Origin of the sequence: Fodinicola feengrottensis, assembly GCF_039530045.1 — a bacterium.
GTDB lineage: Bacteria > Actinomycetota > Actinomycetes > Mycobacteriales > HKI-0501 > Fodinicola > Fodinicola feengrottensis.
The window spans coordinates 1-17,359 of sequence record NZ_BAAANY010000045.1; the positions used below are offsets into that span (position 1 = coordinate 1).

Annotated in this window: 21 protein-coding genes and 1 pseudogene; 3 read left to right on the plus strand and 19 right to left on the minus strand. The window is 67.3% G+C overall.

Going from position 1 to position 17,359, the window contains the following annotated elements; translation table 11 throughout:
- Positions 1 to 176 precede the first annotated feature (176 nt).
- The 10 genes from ABD301_RS40045 to ABD301_RS40090 form a co-directional block, all read right to left on the minus strand.
- Positions 177 to 1,451, minus strand: coding sequence for a methyltransferase domain-containing protein (locus tag ABD301_RS40045; protein WP_344315247.1), 1,275 nt, complete (start codon positions 1,449 to 1,451; stop codon positions 177 to 179).
- Positions 1,448 to 2,500: an MvdC/MvdD family ATP grasp protein gene (locus ABD301_RS40050; RefSeq protein WP_344315248.1), complete on the minus strand. Its 1,053-nt coding sequence runs from the start codon at positions 2,498 to 2,500 to the stop codon at positions 1,448 to 1,450. Before ABD301_RS40050 ends, ABD301_RS40045 begins: the two co-directional genes overlap by 4 nt.
- Position 2,501: 1 nt before the next feature.
- Complete coding sequence (locus tag ABD301_RS40055; RefSeq protein WP_344315249.1) at positions 2,502 to 2,723, minus strand: hypothetical protein; 222 nt, start codon at positions 2,721 to 2,723, stop codon at positions 2,502 to 2,504.
- Positions 2,724 to 2,986: 263 nt separating this feature from the next.
- On the minus strand, positions 2,987 to 3,223 hold the full coding sequence (locus tag ABD301_RS40060) for a hypothetical protein (protein ID WP_163568719.1): 237 nt from the start codon (positions 3,221 to 3,223) through the stop codon (positions 2,987 to 2,989).
- Between the two features lie 88 nt (positions 3,224 to 3,311).
- Positions 3,312 to 3,770, minus strand: coding sequence for a hypothetical protein (locus ABD301_RS40065; RefSeq protein WP_344315251.1), 459 nt, complete (start codon positions 3,768 to 3,770; stop codon positions 3,312 to 3,314).
- Between the two features lie 279 nt (positions 3,771 to 4,049).
- A complete protein-coding gene (locus ABD301_RS40070) occupies positions 4,050 to 4,346 on the minus strand; it encodes a hypothetical protein (RefSeq protein WP_163568721.1) in 297 nt (98 codons plus the stop codon).
- Positions 4,337 to 4,744 (minus strand): hypothetical protein, encoded by a 408-nt coding sequence (locus tag ABD301_RS40075; protein ID WP_344315252.1) that lies wholly within the window; start codon positions 4,742 to 4,744, stop codon positions 4,337 to 4,339. Before ABD301_RS40075 ends, ABD301_RS40070 begins: the two co-directional genes overlap by 10 nt.
- Positions 4,741 to 4,947 carry a hypothetical protein gene (locus tag ABD301_RS40080; protein ID WP_344315253.1) on the minus strand — a complete coding sequence of 69 codons (207 nt, stop codon included), beginning with the start codon at positions 4,945 to 4,947 and terminating at the stop codon, positions 4,741 to 4,743. The genes ABD301_RS40075 and ABD301_RS40080 overlap by 4 nt, the downstream gene beginning before the upstream one ends.
- Positions 4,944 to 5,426 carry a hypothetical protein gene (locus ABD301_RS40085; protein WP_344315254.1) on the minus strand — a complete coding sequence of 161 codons (483 nt, stop codon included), beginning with the start codon at positions 5,424 to 5,426 and terminating at the stop codon, positions 4,944 to 4,946. The genes ABD301_RS40080 and ABD301_RS40085 overlap by 4 nt, the downstream gene beginning before the upstream one ends.
- Positions 5,427 to 5,572: 146 nt before the next feature.
- Positions 5,573 to 6,826, minus strand: a complete 1,254-nt coding sequence (locus ABD301_RS40090; protein ID WP_344315255.1) for a hypothetical protein — start codon at positions 6,824 to 6,826, stop codon at positions 5,573 to 5,575.
- A 73-nt stretch (positions 6,827 to 6,899) separates the two neighbouring features.
- Between ABD301_RS40090 and ABD301_RS40095 the strand changes: the two genes are divergently transcribed.
- Complete coding sequence (locus tag ABD301_RS40095; RefSeq protein WP_344315256.1) at positions 6,900 to 8,276, plus strand: helix-turn-helix domain-containing protein; 1,377 nt, start codon at positions 6,900 to 6,902, stop codon at positions 8,274 to 8,276.
- The gene (locus tag ABD301_RS40100; RefSeq protein WP_344315257.1) at positions 8,273 to 8,824 is read left to right on the plus strand and encodes a GNAT family N-acetyltransferase; all 552 of its coding nucleotides are present in this window, start codon (positions 8,273 to 8,275) and stop codon (positions 8,822 to 8,824) included. The genes ABD301_RS40095 and ABD301_RS40100 overlap by 4 nt, the downstream gene beginning before the upstream one ends.
- A 371-nt stretch (positions 8,825 to 9,195) precedes the next feature.
- Here the strand turns inward: ABD301_RS40100 and ABD301_RS40105 are convergent, their stop codons facing one another.
- From ABD301_RS40105 to ABD301_RS40145, 9 genes are all read right to left on the minus strand, one after another.
- On the minus strand, positions 9,196 to 9,915 hold the full coding sequence (locus ABD301_RS40105; RefSeq protein WP_344315258.1) for a cation diffusion facilitator family transporter: 720 nt from the start codon (positions 9,913 to 9,915) through the stop codon (positions 9,196 to 9,198).
- Between the two features lies 1 nt (position 9,916).
- The gene (locus tag ABD301_RS40110; RefSeq protein ID WP_279580542.1) at positions 9,917 to 10,249 is read right to left on the minus strand and encodes an ArsR/SmtB family transcription factor; all 333 of its coding nucleotides are present in this window, start codon (positions 10,247 to 10,249) and stop codon (positions 9,917 to 9,919) included.
- A 44-nt stretch (positions 10,250 to 10,293) separates the two neighbouring features.
- Entirely contained in the window at positions 10,294 to 10,917 is a 624-nt protein-coding gene (locus ABD301_RS40115; protein WP_344315259.1) for a class I SAM-dependent methyltransferase, read from the minus strand.
- A 44-nt stretch (positions 10,918 to 10,961) separates the two neighbouring features.
- Positions 10,962 to 11,480 carry a DUF2752 domain-containing protein gene (locus ABD301_RS40120; protein ID WP_344315260.1) on the minus strand — a complete coding sequence of 173 codons (519 nt, stop codon included), beginning with the start codon at positions 11,478 to 11,480 and terminating at the stop codon, positions 10,962 to 10,964.
- A gap of 3 nt (positions 11,481 to 11,483) precedes the next feature.
- Positions 11,484 to 12,191, minus strand: coding sequence for a hypothetical protein (locus ABD301_RS40125; RefSeq protein ID WP_344315261.1), 708 nt, complete (start codon positions 12,189 to 12,191; stop codon positions 11,484 to 11,486).
- Between the two features lie 40 nt (positions 12,192 to 12,231).
- The gene (locus ABD301_RS40130) at positions 12,232 to 12,453 is read right to left on the minus strand and encodes a heavy-metal-associated domain-containing protein (protein ID WP_344315263.1); all 222 of its coding nucleotides are present in this window, start codon (positions 12,451 to 12,453) and stop codon (positions 12,232 to 12,234) included.
- 35 nt (positions 12,454 to 12,488) lie between these two features.
- On the minus strand, positions 12,489 to 13,529 hold the full coding sequence (locus ABD301_RS40135) for a sulfite exporter TauE/SafE family protein (RefSeq protein WP_344315264.1): 1,041 nt from the start codon (positions 13,527 to 13,529) through the stop codon (positions 12,489 to 12,491).
- Between the two features lie 65 nt (positions 13,530 to 13,594).
- A complete protein-coding gene (locus tag ABD301_RS40140; RefSeq protein WP_344315265.1) occupies positions 13,595 to 14,431 on the minus strand; it encodes a cytochrome c biogenesis CcdA family protein in 837 nt (278 codons plus the stop codon).
- 5 nt (positions 14,432 to 14,436) lie between these two features.
- Positions 14,437 to 15,078 (minus strand): TlpA family protein disulfide reductase, encoded by a 642-nt coding sequence (locus tag ABD301_RS40145; protein ID WP_344315267.1) that lies wholly within the window; start codon positions 15,076 to 15,078, stop codon positions 14,437 to 14,439.
- A 79-nt stretch (positions 15,079 to 15,157) separates the two neighbouring features.
- Here ABD301_RS40145 and ABD301_RS40150 point away from each other — a divergent pair.
- Positions 15,158 to 17,335: pseudogene (locus ABD301_RS40150) on the plus strand (heavy metal translocating P-type ATPase); the annotation flags it as partial.
- Between the last annotated feature and the right edge of the window lie 24 nt (positions 17,336 to 17,359).

The following is a 17,359-nucleotide window of genomic DNA, read 5'->3' on the forward strand; positions in this document are numbered from 1 at the left end:
CACCAACCCACCTGGGGAAAATGATCTAGCACCCGTGGGGATTTTCTTTTAGCGCGGACATCACCCATCATCGTCGCTATCTTCCCTTCTCAGACCATGCTTTTGCGCTGCGACTGGGAGGTGGCCGTTTCGTGCCCCCTCTTTCTGAGCTGTGAGAACCACGCCGCCCTAGGTGCTCACGAACCGTCACTGGTTCGGCCCGCCAGTAGGCCGAAGAGGTGTCGGCTGTTGGGGTCGTCCAGCCAGATTTCTTGTGTGTTGGGGTCGGTTCCGGCGGTCAGCCCGAACCGGGTACGCGCCGGGCGGCCGAGCCTGTCGTACGTCTCGGTGGCGTGCTCGATGGTGTCCCAGAGTCGCCGCGTGCCGCGTTGGACGACATCCCAGGTGCCATCAGTCTCGTGTGTCATTGCCGCCTCGGCCATCGCGTCGGCGGTGTACACGACCACGCTCCCGTGGTCGACACTGCCCACGATGCGCATCCCGGGAGCGTGCAGCCAGCAGAACCACGAATAGTCGCGGTCACCGGCCAGCACGGTACGGGGGTCAAGAGAAGTGGTGCCGTACTGTGCCGGAGCGCCGCCAGCAAAGCCCATGCTCTGGCCTGGTCCGAGTGGGCTATCCACGGCGCCGCGTAGCGGCATGAAGGTGGCCGGGTACTCGTCCACGCGTCCGAACAGGTCCCCGTCTTGGCCGTCGTTGTCGGTGTCGCTGTCGGGGTGTTCGGCGGGTTTGTCTGCTACGAGCAGCGGTCCGGCGTCCGCGTCCAGCGGTGCCACGATCCGTCCGCCGGGTGTCAGCTGCTCGATCCAGGCGGGCGGTATGTGCGTGATGGCGCAGGTGGCCAAAATGCGGTCGAACGGGCCGTGGTCCTGCCAGCCCAGCGCACCGTCTCCCGCCCTTAACGCCGGGTGCAGACCAAGACCGGCGAGCCGGGCGCGTGCGGCTTCGACCAGCGCCGGGTCGATGTCGACGGATACGACGTTCGCGTCGCCAAGGCGGTGCGCCAACAACGCGGTGTTGTATCCGGTGCCGGTACCGATCTCCAACACCCGGCACCCCTGGTGTCCGGTCGCGGTGTCGGGGGCGGCGGCGCTGATGTTGAGGCGGTCCAGCATGACCGCCATGACCGATGGCTGGCTGGACGAGGAGGTCGGCAGGTCCTGCCGCGCGGTCCCGGCACCGGTTGACGCGGTTTGGGTCAGCAGCGCGTTGTCGGAGTACACCTCCGCCCACCAGCTCGGGGTGCCGGTCGGCAACTCGATGAATCCCGAACTGTCTCCGGTCAACACGTGCGGGGTGAACAGGTGCCGGGGAATGCTGGCGAATGCGTGTTTCCAGCTGGGGTCTGGCACCACGCCCTCAGCCTCCAACACGGCCGCCAAGGCCGCAGCGTGCTTCTTCCACGCGCCATTGTCGCCGCCGGCTGTGGTGTCGTTTTCTGATGTGCTCATGTTTTGCTGTCACCATTCAGATTTGTTGCGGTGAGGCAGTCGGCGATCGCGTCTGCGATGGGGAGGTCGCATTCTTCGGCCAGCCAGCCCCAGACCCCGTTGGCGTTGGCTTCAAGGGTGATCCATTGCCCGTCCGGCCGGATAACGAAATCAAATGCCGAGTACGCCAATCCCGCGGACCGCAGGTACGCGGCGATACCGGCACGGACCTGCACAGGGACCTCGATCGGTTCGTACCGCAAATTGTCATAGTCGGACCGCCAGTCCACCAACGCCGCCGAGCTGTCGGCGTGGATTGCCACCGCGAACAGCTTGTCCCCGACCGCGGTTACCCGGCACTCGCACTTTTTGTCTTGCCAGACTTGGAAAAGGTGCGCCGTAGCGGCGACGCTGGCCAACTCCTCACCCGCACGCTCGATGTCGCCACGGGACAATCGGCGGGTATAGACGATGGACTCGCCACCGTCTTCCCACACGATCGGCTCAGCCAGCGGCTTGACCACCAGATCTCCGTACGCGGCAGCGAAATCGCGGACGTCGGCTGGATTGTTCGTGATAAGGGTCGGCGCGACAGCCAGGCCGGCGTGCTTGAGCTGGGCGAGTTGCCGGGGCTTGTATTCGGCGTCGGCGATAGCGCCCGGGTGCGACACCCACCGGGCCGCCAGGCTGGCCAATACGCCGCCCACGCCGGTCCGTGCCTGGGCGTTGCAGAACCGCCGCTCCGGCTCGGACAACCCCGCCGGTAGGTCGAACGCGCCCGGTTTGCGGTAGTACACCGCTGCCACATCGCGCAGCCGCAACACCTGACCAGCCACCTCCACCTCACCACCCCAGCCACCGGACCCGGCCCGCTCTCCGGCCTCGGGCTCAGCGGACAACTGGGCGGACAGGGCCATACGCTGCGGGAAATCGGCGGTGTCCAGCACCATCCACCGCACACCCCGCGCATCCAGGCTCGCGCCGACCTGCTCCACCGCCCAATCGTCGGCCTGACCCAGCACGAGCACCATCGGACCCTCACCGGCCGCCGCAGAACCCAGCGCGGTCATATCAGCTGTCCGGGACGGTGTAGGAGTCGTCAACCTCCCGGTTATCCAACCGGGTCCGCTGCGGAATCGTCCGCTGACTCGCGGGCGTGCGGTGCTTGGCCAGCAACAGCTCCGGCAGGCCATCCAGCCCACCGTTCCGGCGGACAGGCCGCACCGCGCGAAGGACAAACGGCCGCGCCGCGCTGGGCGGCTCATTATTGGCTGGCCGCGACCCCAGATCCACCGGAAAACGGTACGACGCCGGCATCACCGGATCGTGCCCCGCCGAGTCCCTGACCAACCTGCCTCGTGATTGGTCAATCCCTGCTTCCGCTGACCGCTCCATGACCGGTTCTCCTTCCGCTGCATTCATAGGATGGTGTTGGTCCTGCTGGAATCGCGCCGTCGATGCCGTCGTCCCCACGGCTTGGCTGGTAGGTTGCCCAGCGCCAACATCGCGCCGCGTGATCGTGCGTTCATAGATGCCGGAAGGTTCGCGCGCTGTGGTCAGGGCTCATCGTCGTCCTGCCTGAGGCACGCCATGGGGAACGTGACCAATTCAAGGATGTCGACCTTGTCCAGCAGCGAGGCGTAACTTTCCTCAAGGTTGTCCGTGCGCTTGAGCAGGTATTCGATGACTTCCTGCTGAGTCTCGATGGTGTTGATCAGAAGTTGCATGGCCTGCTGGTTTGGTCGCAGCCGTGCTGGGCGCGGGATATGCCTGGTCGTGGGTCGCGGAATCATTGACGAATGACCTTTCCTCTATATGGCAGCGAACTATTGGTTGTTCGAACAGATTTCTCTCTATTGGGTCCACGGACCGGCCCGGTGATTATGCGGCCCACCAATTCGGTCTCCCGCCGGCCGAGGATCCGCCGCCGGATGGGCCATCACCTGCCTCGCCACTGGCCTCTCTTGCTGTGCGGTGCTCACCCGCGCGGTGACCACCGTTGCCGTTTGTGTGGTGGGCGCTGGCGGGTTGGTGGATGCGTAGCCCTAATTCCCGGCTAATCACCGCGACCACCTGTCGAGCGCGCCAGCCGGTCACCTGCGCCCGTACCACGGGACTGCCGTCCTCAGTCAGCGCCGGCACGATTTCCACCTCGTCGACCAACCCAGCCAGCAGGGTGGCTGTGCGCAGCTCATTGGCCAGCACTTTGGCGCGCCGCCAGGCATCGAGCACGCCAGGAACACCAGCGGCAGCGGTCGCCTCGTAGATCGTTTCGGTCCAGTCCTGCTCACGCCGCCCACAGCCCGGCGGCCGTGTCGGTTCCTCCGCGTTGTCGTTCATCTCCTAGTCCCACCTTCCCCGCACGTCGGCCGAAGGTGCCCCCACTCACGCGCTCGCCACACTGCGGGCACGCCACGGAAACCTCCGGTACGGTCAATACCGGAGGTTTCCGGACCTCCAACCGGACCACCCTGCCCCGAGCAAGGATCGGGGTGGTCCGGCCTTCTGTTCCTGCATGTCCCGGCCAACCCCAGCCACATGGATTACGGCTGAGCTGAGCGGGGCTTCTTGCGCCGGTCGTTCGCTACGCGCCCTCGCAGCAACGAACGTCCGGAGTCACTATTTAGGCGCCCACCCGCCTTTGCGGTCGGCGAGGTCCTTCGCGTCCCGATCCGTTGCGCCCTTCACGCCTGCATCTGGTGGCGTGATTTCCAGTTCGATGATCTGAAGGATCATGCTGAACGCTTGAACTTTCCCTATATTGTGTGCAATACCGAGCTTGTTGCCGGCTTTTTGCTCCCGTTCAACGGCATCTCGCGCGTCCTTCATCGCCTGCGCCGCCTGCCGGCGAATCTCCAGCAAAGTCCGGGCGCCATCTATCGCGCCGCCTGGCGTGCGCTGCCCGCTCACAGCCATGACTGGCCCCGCATTCCCGGCAACCGGGTCGCCGATGACACCAGCAACGCGTTCACCAGCACCCCGTGCACGACCTCCGCGGTCGCCGGTTCCCACCGCACGACCTGCGGTTCCACCAGCCAATACGTAGGACCGGACGGCCACGACGTAGGCGGCAGCGCCACCCATTCACCCGGCCCGTGCCGCAACACCCCGGCGTCGGCAAGCCTCTCCGGCAACGGCACACCGGGCGCGACCACGAACAGCCACCTGTCCGCCGCCGTGGTCGCCGTCGCCGTTGACCGCAGCAGCACCCGGTGAGCCGCCGCGCCCAGCGCAGCCGGGGCGCTGATCACCTCCGCCATGTCGCCGCAGCCAAGGCCGATCCGGTACGGAATGCGGTCCCACCACCGACTCACCGTCGCGGTGTCGCTGGTCGGGTACCGACCGGCGCACACCACACTCCAGCGCCTGCGCCCGGCTCCAACTCGGTTGAGTCGTCGTCTTGCACGGGCAGCACCGGCCAGCCGTTTCCGGCGTATCGCAACGCCGCCGCGCGCAACCGCGCCGCCCGATGCCGGGTCCGCGCTCGCCGCAGCCCCGCGACCGACAGCACGCTCATCGGCCCTCACCACCCGGGCAGCGAAGCGCCGTCACTGGAGCGGTGGCCGCGGCGCAGTAGGTGCGGGCAGCGTCCACCACCGTGGCCACCCTCGCCGCACGGATACGGGCGTTCGGTGCCGCTGCGATCCACAGCACCGCGTGCCGGCGTTGACCCGCCATCGACACCGACCCAAGATCTGCCCCAGCCGCGGACAGCGCCGCCGCCAGATCGGCCGGAACCCGTGGGCTACGCGGGTCAAACGTGGTCAACACCGCCGGCCACCACAAAAAACTGCCCGGGTCAGCGTTGACCGGGACGGTGCCGGCAGCGGCTGTGTCGCTGTGCGGCAAGGTGTCGGCGGCCGTGTCTAGCGGTACGGCAAGGGTCAGGTCATCGAACCCGAACAGCCGAACCCGGCCCCGCGCACCGCCCGGGTAGGCCAGCACCGCCGGGCGCCGCATCGGCACGTCCACCAGCCGGTCCCGGAACACCAGCACCGGACGACCCCTCACACACCCGGTACCCACCTCCCGCGCGGCTCCCTCGGCTTGGTCACCGCGATACGTGGCTCGCAGCCACACAGCTTGTCCAACGCCGCCGGCCAACGCTGGTCCAGCGGTCTCAGCGGTGTCTGTCGCCGGGCTCATCGGGTCGGTCCCGCCAGGGAGCGGCCGGCGTACTCGGTAGCCCACAGGGACCGGTAACACCGCCACAACTCCGGCGTGAGCGAGCTGTCCAGGTCGGTCATGATGTTCTCCACGACCCGCCGCGCATTGAAGTAGTACCCCAAGCATTCCGCTTCGGGGGTAAGCAAGCGGTCCATGATTCGGTTGTGGGGCTGGAAAATCTGGATACTCGGGAACAAGGTGACCTGCGGCAGCATGACAGTCATGAACTTTTCCAGCTGTGCAGTGGTGTCCAACCCTGCGATGTAGGTAAACGAGGTGTCCAGACCAGCCGCGCGAGCGTCGGCCAGAAGGGCCGGCATCATCTCCGGCAACAGGTCCGCTTTGGTGTTCTTCAACAGAAAATCCCGCCGCGACACGCACTCAGCGGTCAGGAACAACCCAAACGGGGCGACATGTTCAGCCAGGAAACGGAACGCCTCCCGGGTCCGCAGCACCGATGACAACAACACGATGCGGGCGTTGATCCGCCGCGACCGCAACACCTTGCGCAGCATCACCATCGCCTCAAGCGCGGCATCCTCGGTCCGATAACACGCCGTGGACACCGCGACTTCGCGCAGGGACTGCAAGGTGCCGCCGGGCGGCAACTGCAACTCCAAACCGTCTAGCAGCGCGTGCAACTCGTGCTCCAACGTCAGCACCGGGTCAGCGGGCGGTTCCAGGGAGGTCGGGCAGAACGCGCAACCGGTGCACCGCGACCGGCCGGCCGGGTTGATCGTGGCGGCCCACCACGTGCCGTTCTCCCAGCAGCGCAGATACCCCGACACCGCGTCATCAGCATCAGTACGCACCGCCCGACCAATCGGGACACCGGCCGCATACAACCAACCGTCATCACTCAACGTGAACGGCGAATCCGACCGCCCCGCCGCCACCACCACCGTCCGCACATCCGGGCAGGCAATCAGAGACAGCTGCAACCGCACCCGCGGACCCAGCGGCGTGCACAGGCCGTACAGGTTCAACGCCAGCAACAACGCGTCAGTATCCGGAACGCCGTACTGCTGTGCGTCTGTCTGCCACAGCTTTGCCGGGTTGTCCGGGTGCAGGTCGAATGCTGTCCCTGCTGTGGACGTTGCTTGCGCCGGAACTCCTGAATGGATGGTCAGCACGTGCTGCTCGTGGGCTAGCACAGCGGCCGGCTCCTCTCGCTTGGTGTGGGTGCCAATGGAGAGGAACAGGATGGACTCGAGAACAGGCAAAGACATACGCACAGATGAGAGACTTATGGCGGGCATCTATGCATGCATGCATAGGCAGCGCGGGTGGAACGGATGCAAGATGGGCGACGTGCGACGTTGCAACGACTGCAAACAGCCGCTGAGCAGGTATAACCGCTCCGCGCGGTGTTACGCGTGCGCAAGCCTTGCGCAGAACCGGCTCAACGACTCTGTCGCGTTGCCAACAGACTTCATCTGGGATCCTGCTATCAGGACAGCGCTTGGCAGCGGTGACTGGGCAACAGTTCTCCAAGCAATCACAGACCCAGGCCGAGACGAGCCGAAGATCAGCCAGAACGCGATTGCCCGCGCGACGGGCCTCTCGCAGTCGTACGTTTCCCGTCTTGCAAAGGGAACGAGCGAACCGAGTCTTCACAGCATCCGCGCGTTATGCGATGGCTTGCGAATACCTCGCTCACTGGCGGGGATCTCCGCAGCCGTCCCTTCTCCCGAGGAGGCAGATACGGACCGCCGAGATTTCTTAACAGGCGTGTTTGGAGCGGCCTCACTCGCAATGCTTCCAACACGATCAAACCCGAAAATCGGCATCGAGCAGGCACAGGAAGCCAGAGGCTTGGTCGGCGAAATCATTCGGCTTGACAACGAACAAGGTGGTGACACGCTGTGCGAAGCAGCTGCCGCCACCGTCGACCGCGTTGACCAATGGTTGCAATTCGGAGAATATTCCGAGCGCGTGGGCCGAGAACTCCAGCTTGCTCTTGCCGAGCTACAAGAAGCCACTGGCTGGGTACACTACGACGCCGGCCGTCAACAGACCGCGCGCTATTGGTACCAACAGGCACTCTGCCAAGCTCAGATCACGGGCAACCTGCCGCTCGAGGTCGGTGTGTTGGGATGCTTGAGTATGCAGGCCGCTCATCTGGGACGTGCGCGAGAGGCCATCCAGCTCGCCGTACGCGCTCAAGAGCAGAGCGCCGGCTGGGCACCACCCCGGGTCAAAACCTACGCATTGCTTCGTGAAGCCCTGGGCTGGGCCGAGATGGGCGACCTCGGAGAAGCGCACCGCGTCATGGCCCGAGCGCACCACACGTACCGAGCCGCTCGCCACGATGACGACCCGCCATGGGTGTGGTTCCTGGACCCGGCGGAAATGACGGCGATCGACGGGTACGTCCTGGCTGCGGCGGGCAAGCATGACGCTGCCACAAAGAAGCTCGGCGATGCCATAGAAATAGGCGGTCCCTTTCCGCGGAACCAGACCTTCAGGCGGCTCCGTCAGGGAGAGGCCATCCTTCGCGCGGGAAACGTCGCCGAGGCCAGAGACCGCATCGGTGCCCTACTACCGGAAATCTCGTCAGTGTCATCTGGGCGAATTCGTCAGCGAACGCTGGCAATTTGCGAAAGGGCTAAGTTGTCCAACACATCGGCCGGTCGCGAACTTGTAGAGAAAGCCGCTTCTATGGGAGTCGTCGCGTGAGTGTCGAATTCGCGCGACTCAACGGCCCGTCCGCGCGTGACATATTCTCCGATATACGTCCGGTCTACGCAGAGGTATACGCGGAGCCCCCTTATCGGCAAACCGAAGCGGACGTTGAGGAATTCGGGAGCCGCTTCGACCAACAATCCCACAACGATGGATTCCGCTTCATCTCGGCACGCAAAGACGGCACGCTGATCGGATTCAGCTACACGATTGCGTTGCTACCTGGCCGCTGGTGGAGGGGCGCGCAGGTCGAACCCCCGGCAGAGGTCGTGAATGCGCCTAAGGTCGCTCTCGTTGAGCTGATCTTGCAAGCTCCACACCGTGGGCAGGGCATCGGCAAGCGACTCATGGTCGAGGCCCTGTCGGACCGCGAGGAACCTATAGCGACGCTGCTTGCGCACAGTGATGCGCCGGCAATTCACATGTACCGCCATTGGGGATGGCAACCGGCCGGGACGGTCCAATCCCAGCCGCACTGGCCAGCAAACGATGCCCTCGTGCTTGATCTGAGGGTGGGGCTCCCCGCTTTGATGGATTCCTAACCCTGGTGGGACGGACCTGAGCCGGTTTCCTCGTCTTTGCCAGACCTAGCACTTTGTTGCGGGCGGTTGATCGTGACGCCGTCGCCGAATTGCCCTGCGGAGCCGGAGCCGTTGGCCCTGCCTCGACCTGGCCGTCGATGCGTAGCGCTACCGCGGTTCCGATCCCCGCTGGCGACGGCGGTGGCCGCGGTGAGATCGGGTTCGGCGATGGGCACTGGGGTTGTCGGGTTTTGGTGCCGGCGTGCAGTCGGACGCGCGTGTCGCGGAGCCGCGGTCTGCAATGAGTGCAGCGATGACGGGGCGGCGAACAACTTGGTTCATCTGGCGATGATCATCGCCGTACCTTGAATGCGGTCAAGACCGAACGCCGGTTAGGTGCAGCAGTCGCAGCCGGGTGCGCAGGAGCGTTGGTCCGGGCCGGACGTGTTGGGGTTCGGTGCGATGAGGGCGGTGGTTGGTAGGGCGCAGCAGTTCTTGCCGCGCCAGGCGTCGCGGCCTTCTTTGACTGCGACCGCGGCGATGACTAATGCGGTGATCGGGTCCGCCCACGACCAGCCCAGGGTGGCGTTGAGGATCAATCCGCCGAGCAGGATCGCCGACAGGTAGGTACACAGGAGTGTCTGTTTGGAGTCGGCGATCGCTGACGCCGAACCCAGCGCCCGTCCGGCACGGCGCTGTGCTGTCGACAGCACCGGCATGATGAGCAGCGACAGCGCCGCCAGGACGATTCCGGGGATCGAGTGTCGGGCCGCCTCGGCGCCGAGCAGTGCGCGGACAGCGTCGACGGTGATGTAGGCGGCCAGGGCGAAGAACGACAGCGCAATGACGCGTAGCGCCGCGTTCTCTCGTCGTTGCCGGACGGCCGCGTCGCGGGCGGAGAACTGCCATGCGACGGCGGCGGCGGACGACACTTCGATCACCGAATCCAGGCCGAAGCCGATCAACGCGGTCGAGGATGCGATGGTGCCGGCGGTCAGGGCGACGGCCGCTTCGACGACGTTGTACGTGATGGTGGTCGCCACCAGCAGCCGGATGCGGCGAGTGAGAACGGCACGGCGGGCCGGCGACGGGCCGAGCGACAGGATCGCCATCTCAGCAGCAGTCCTTCTCGTCGGCGTCGGGACACGACCGGTCGGTGGCGACGGCGACGACGGCCAAGCGGAGGTCGTCCAGGGCATGGGCGAGGCGCCGATCGGCCAGCTCGTACCTGCTGCGCCGGCCGACCGGGGTGGCGACCACCAGCCCACAGTCGCGCAGGCAGGCCAGGTGGTTCGACAGTCGCGTACGGGAGATCCCGAGCCGGTCGGCCAGGTCCGCCGGATGGGCGGGCGCCTCCCGTAAGGCCAGCAGTATGCGGCAGCGGATCGGGTCGGCCAAGGCCCGGCCGAACCGGGCCAGCACGTCGATATCAGCGGCGAGTGTCAGCACGCACCGACAGTACAGGATCTCCTGAATTCAGGAAATGATGATCAATGGACCGGCTTGCGGGCGGCGAGGCGTTCGATGATGCCGAGGTTGAAGCGTTCGTGGTGTTCGATGACCAGGCCGCCGGCTTGGACGTGGCGGATGGGGCGGCGGCGAAAGTGTTCCTCGCCGAGCGGAATGGTGATCCGTTCGATCGACCACTGCGCGGCGCGGGTTGGCCAGTGGGCGCCGGCGACGTGGTCGGCGAGCAGGAGCAGGCCGCCGGGGCGCAGGACGCGGATCATTTCCCGTACGGCTCGGTGGTCGTCGGGAATCGCGCAGAGCGAGAACGTACACACCACGGTGTCGAGACTGGCGTCAGGGAAATTGAGGGCCTGCGCGTCACCGATTCTCAAGTCGACGGCCATACCCAGTTTTTCGGCTCGTTGCTGGCCGATCGCGAGCATCTCCGGGCTCTGTTCGACGGCGGCCAGCCGGACATCCTCGGCGTAATGGGGCAGGTTGAGACCGGTGCCGATGGCGACCTCCAGGATGTCGCCGGTGGCTTGCCGGCAGATCCATTCGCGGGTGTCGCGAAAGAGGTGCCGTTCCATGAATCCCATCGAGCGGTCGTACGACGGCGCCTGTTTGTTCCAGTACCGCCGCAGCTTCTCGTTCCGCTCAACCATCTGCCGCTCCCGTCCGGTACCAAAATGCCATCGTTGTGCCCGTCCTACCAGATCCGCGCGGTCGTACTGGGAATGTCGAACCAGGCCATCGGTCCGAGCGGAATATTACGCAGGACAGTGGTGAAAACAACCGAGCTGACGATGAAAACGGCCACGGTGAGGGCGGACGGTTTCAGGCGGGGCAGGCGGATGCCAAAGAATGTGTTGGTGAGCCAGGCGATCCACCAGTAGAGCAGGAACGGGGCGGCGATGGTGAATGGCAGGTGGTTGCGGGCGGCGTCGATCAGGTCGCCGTGAACGAGGTAGTAGAAGGCGCGGGTGCCGCCGCAACCGGGTCCGTTGATCCCGGTCAGGGCGTGCCACGGGCACGGCCCGGTCGGGTCGGCGACGTTGTCGGTGGGGTTGAACCGCAGCACCCACCAGACCGCGGCGGCCAGCGGTAGGGCGGGAGCGACCGCGAGTGTACGCATCCACCACGATCGCCGGCGCGCGATGACCCGGTCGGCCGAGACGGGCGACCGGCGCCAGCCCGGGCGGAGGTCGTGGATGTGTTGGGGAAACATGGCTTACTCGCCGGCGGTGAAGGCGTAGCTGGCTGGCGGTTTTTGTTGCTGGGCGGCGGTGCCGTAGACGAGGGCGATTTCGTCGTGGGCGTTCAGGATGATCGCGGCCGGGTTGCCGGACACTGGTTTTCCGTTCACGTACGCGTGGAACTGTTTGTCGCCACCGATTTTCAAGGCGCCGAGGTGGTCGGCGGCCATGGACACCTGCCATTCGCTGAACAGCTGCCCGAGGCTGAACGGCACCTTGGCCGGTGACTCGATGTGGATCACGCCGGTGGTGTCGTGTACGTGCAGCGGACTGATTCCGCCGGCACTGGAGATGCCGATGTTCGCCGGCACGGGCACTGATGTGCCGTCCACGATCACGTCCACATGGGCGTGGATGTGTTCGACGCTGCCTTCGCTGCCCAGCATCGGCAGCCCGGCCGCGGTGACGGCGGTGGCCGTGTCGGCGGGTGCGGGCCAGGGCGGGCTGGTGGTGGCGCCGACCGCGGTGAGCCGCGGCGTACGTGGCACCCCGTCCACCGTCGCCGACGGTTTGGGCAGGTTGACCGCGACGGCAACGCCGACCGCGGCGATGACGGCCACCACAGCGGCGGCGAGGGTGCCCGTGATCATCCACTGCTGGCGGCGCTGTTTGCGTCTGGCGGCCGCTTTCGCCGCGGCGATCCGTGCCTGCCGCGCGTCCGGCCTGCCGGTCTTCTTGGCCATCACAGGTTCCTGTCTGCCCGTTGGGTACGCCTTGTTGTGGTCATGCCGATGGGATCTGCCGGGCGGTGTACCCGGCCGTACCGATCGCGGCGATCACGTCGGACGGCTCGCATCGGGCAGCGTCGACCTCGACGGTGGCGCGGTTGGCGCGGAAAGTCGTGGTGGACCGTACGACCCCGTCGAGGTCCTCGAGAGTCTCGTCGATAAGCATTCCGCAACTGCCGCAGTGCATGCCCTCGACGGTGAACGTATATGTCGCCACGTGACACCTTCTTTCGTTGTGGTTGAAGGAAACCGTTAGATGATGGTGAGTTGGCCGGTGTACATGCCCATCCCGCACCGGTAGTCGAGCCGGCCCGGCGTGAGGGTGCCCAGGTCGATACGGGTGTCGCCGTTCTCCGGGAGAATGAACTGCCGGTCGCTGATGACGAACGCTCGTATGCAGCCGGCGGCGTTGTCGGACCGCACGATCAGCGTCGTCGGCACGCCGGCCTTGAGCTGGATGTTGCCCGGGGTGTACGCGTCTGCGGTGGCCGTCACGACGACGGTCTGCTGACCGGCGGTCGTGGTGACGGTTTCCGCGGTCGCCGCCGGCGGTGCCAGGCCGAGGGTCTGCGGCAGGTTGGCGGCGGCCAGCGGCGAGTCGAGCAGGGTGAGCCCGCCGTTGACGCTGTACAGCCCGACCGCGACCACCAACAGGCCGGTGGCGATCGCGAGCCGGCCACGCCAGACGGTGGCCGCCTTTCGCGCCAGGTAACCGAGGGCGGCGAACAGCGGGCTGGTGCCGATCACGAACACCGCCATCGTCACCGCACCCGCCCACCACGATCCGGAGGTCAGCGCCAGTGCCTCGACCGACAAGGTCACCCCGCACGGGATCAGTACGGTGGCGAGGCCGAGCAGCGCGGGTGCCAGCGCGGACCGCGAGCGGGCCCGGCCGCGTACGAACCGGGCCAGCGCCGCCGGCGGCTGCAGGGTCACCCGGCGAAAGCCTGGCACGCCAAGCTGCGCCAACCCGAACGTGATGATCAACGCCCCGGCCGCGAGCTGCAGCACCGCGCGGACGCTCGGGGCGACCTGGACGGCGGCGCCGACCGTACCCAGCAGCGCGCCGAGGATCGTGTGAGAGACGAGCTTGCCAGCCAGGAACCCGCCGATTGGAACCAGGTCGTCGGCCAGCCGCGCGGTCCACGGCAGCGGCACCGGACGCCGGGCGGAGCCGTCGGGGCCGTCACCGCGTTGACGAGTGACCAGGCCCGCCAGCAATCCGCCCTGGACGGCGGCACAGGACACGCCACCGGCCAGCAAGCCGGTCAACAGGACTGCGATCAGATTCACCGCTCGCCCTCCCCGTCGTTCTGCACGCTTCTCCTCTTTTCTGTTTGTCCGATACCTCGTACGGTTCAGATGCCGATCTGGCCTGGGCCGACGGTGGCGCGCAGCCAGTTGACGAACTCGGTCCAGCTTCCGGTGACCAGCGCGATACCGACGGCGACCAACAGCAGCCCGCCGAGCCGGGTGACCCAGCCGCCGTGCCGGCGGATCACGGCGATGGCGCGGGTCAGCCAGCCCAGGCCGGCGGCGAACGCGATGAACGGCAACCCCATCCCCAGCGCGTACGCCACCGCCAGCGTCACCCCGCGACCCGCCGAGCCCTGGACGGCCGCCAGGCCGAGTACGACGGTCAGTGTTGGCGACAGGCACGGCGTCCAGGACAACGCGAACGTGGCTCCCAGCAGTGGCGCCGCCGCCAGGCCCGCTCTGGGCAACCGGGTCACCCGCCAGGTGCGCCACAGGCCCGGAACCAGTCCGGCGAACGTCAGGCCCAGCACGATCGTCAGCAGTCCAGCGACGATCTCCACCGGCCGCGCGTACTCCAGCAGGCCTCGCCCCAGCTCTCCGGCCGCGTAGCTCAGGAGCGCGAACACTGCTGTGAACCCGGCCACGAACAACACCGACCCGGCAACAGCACGCATCCGTACCCGCCGGCGCGCAACCGTCTGCGCTGCGCCATCCGCCGTACGGGCAAGCGTGACCGGCCCGGCGACGGCGTCATGAACGACCGGCGTTTTGTTGAGACTGTCGAGATCGGCGCCGGTTAGGCCGGTGACGTAGGACAGGTAGCCGGGCAGCAGCGGCAGCATGCAGGGAGCGAAAAAGCTGACCAGCCCGGCCAGCGCCGCAACACCAAGAGCGGCGAGCAGCGGACCGTTGGCGGCCACCTCGGCGAAGGCACCCATCAGCGTCAGGCACCCGCCGCCACGGCCCGTACGGTGGCTTCCAGCTCCGCGCGCTGGATGACCCGCCGGTACACCGCGGCGATCCGGTACGACCGGTCGATCACCACTGTCGCCGGCACGACGCTGGGCGGCACGTCCCGGAACGCCAACGCGGTCCGGCCGGCCGGGTCGAACAGGCTTGGATAGCTGATCCGGTAGCTGCCTGCGAAAGCACGCGCCTTGTCCCGAGTGTCGCGCAGGTCCACCCCGAGAAACACCACGCCCAGCTGCTTGGTCGCCAGCCAGGCCGCTTCCAGGTCCGGGGCTTCCTTACGGCACGGCGCGCACCACGAGCCCCAGAAGTTGACCACTACAACCTCGCCCGTCAGAGCGGCTGGATCGAACCTGGACCCGTCCAGCAGGTCTCCGGACAGCGCACCGGCCAGCTTGCGTCGGCCGACCGCGAAGGTCTGCAGGGTGCCTGCTCCCAAGCTCCGTGCGCCCAGCCCGCCACGACTGGCTCCGTCACCCGAGGCGCCACCAGCGCACCCAGCCAGCCCAGCCGCCGCGACGGACACGGCGCCGGCGGCGATCAGTTGGCGGCGAGTGATCACCCGGTCCTCCCGGTGCTGTGGGGGTGGCTTGCTGAACGAACGCCACTGTATCAACTAAGCTCCTACGGATATTAGGAGGTGGCTGGTGGTGAGGGAAACTGTGATCTCGCCCGACGCTGCGGACGGGCGCGCCCTGGAGTTCGCCGTACGCGGCATGACCTGCGGGTCCTGCGCGGCGCGGGTGCAGCGGGTGCTCGGCAGGCAGCCCGGTGTCGAGGCCGCGGAGGTCAACTACGCGACCGGTACGGCGCACGTGGTGCTTGGCGCGCAGCCGGTGGAGCCAGCCGTGTTGTCCGCGGCGGTCCGCAAGATCGGGTACGAGCTGGCGCCGGTTCAGCCCGAGTCCTCAGCTGGAAGCGAAGACGACGCGGCTGAGGGTGACGAGACCTGCGCGCAGCGGGCGTGGCTGCGTCGGGTGCTGATCGCGTGGCCGCTGGGTCTGGCGACGATGGCGGTCGCCTTTGCGCCGGGCCTGATGCGCCAGTGGTGGGCGCCGTGGCTCGAGCTGGTGTTGGCCACTCCGGTGCAGTTCTACGTCGGGTGGCCGTTTCTGTGGGAGGCCGCGAGGCGTGCGCGGCGGTTGACGGCGAGCATGGACACCTTGATCGCGTTGGGAACGCTGGCCGCGTACGGGTTCTCGGTGACCCAGTTGCTGGGTGGCCGCCCGGAGCTGTATTTCGAGACGGCCGCGCTGCTTATCGCGTTCCTGGTGCTGGGCCGGTATTTCGAGGTACGCGCCCGGCGCCGCGCCGGCCGTGCGATCCGGGCCCTGCTGGAGTTGGGTGCCAAGCAGGCGCGGCTGATCCGCGACGGCGTCGAGGTGACGGTCCCGATGGACCAGGTGCGGGTCGGGGACCTGATGCGGGTGCGGCCCGGCGAGAAGATCCCGACCGACGGCGAGGTGGTCGACGGCCTGAGCGCGGTCGACGAGTCGATGCTGACGGGCGAATCGGTACCGGTGGACAAGGCGCCGGGCCAGCCGGTGGCGGGTGCGAGCGTGAACACCGACGGCGTGCTCACCGTACGGGCGACCGCGGTTGGCGCCGACACCGCGCTGTCGCAGATCGTCGCGTTGGTGCAGGCAGCGCAAGCCGGCAAGGGACAGGCGCAGCGACTCGCCGACCGGATTTCGGCGATTTTCGTACCAGCGGTGCTCGGCATCGCCGCGGTCACCTTCGCCGCCTGGTGGCTGCTCGCGCACGACCCGGCCGCCGGGTTGATCGCTGCCGTCGCGGTGCTGATCGTGGCCTGCCCATGTGCGCTGGGTCTGGCCACCCCGGTTGCGATTTTGGTCGGCACCGGCCGCGGCGCCGCCCTGGGCATCCTGATCAAAGGCGTCGACGTGCTCGAACGTACCCGCACGATCAGCACCGTCGTGTTCGACAAGACCGGCACCCTGACCACCGGGCAGATGGCAGTCACCCAGACCGCCGTCGACCAGACCAGCGAGAACGAACTGCTGCGGCTGGCCGGCGCGGTCGAGGCCGACAGCGAGCACCCGATCGGCCGCGCGATCGCCACCGCGGCGACCGAAAGGTTCGGTCGGCTGCCGGCTGTCACAGCTTTCGCATCGGTTGCCGGGCACGGCGTACGCGCCGAGGTCGACGGCCGCGCAGTGTGGGTGGGGCGGCGCAAGCTCATCGCCGACGCTGGCCTCACCCTGCCCGAGGATGTGTCCCAGGCGGCCCAAGGCATGGAGGCCGACGGTCGTACGGCCGTGTTCGCCGGCTGGGACGGCGCGGTACGCGGGGTCGTGGCGGTGGCGGACACACTCAAACCTGGCGCCGCCGACGTGGTCGCCGAGCTGCACCGGATGGGGTTGCGGGTCGCGATGATCACCGGCGACAACGCCCGTACCGCGCACGCGATCGCCGCCCAAGTGGGCATCGACACCGTCCTTGCCGAGGTGCTGCCCGCCGACAAACAGGCCGAGGTCACCCGCCTGCAAGCCGGCGGCGAGGTGGTCGCGATGGTCGGAGACGGTGTCAACGACGCGCCCGCGCTGGTCGCCGCCGACCTCGGCATCGCGATCGGTACCGGCACCGACGTGGCGATCCAGGCCAGCGACCTCACCCTGCTGCGCGGCGACCTGCCCGGCGTGCCCACCGCGATCCGGCTCTCGCGACGTACCTACCGCACCATCTGGCAGAACCTCGGGTGGGCATTCGTCTACAACACAGCGTTGATCCCGCTGGCCGCCCTTGGGCTGCTCAACCCGATCTTCGCGGGCGCCGCGATGGGATTCTCCTCGGTCAGCGTTGTCACCAACTCGCTGCGCCTGCTGCGCTTCCGGGACGATCGCCGAAGCGGGCCGGCCAAGGTCCGGCGACCAGCT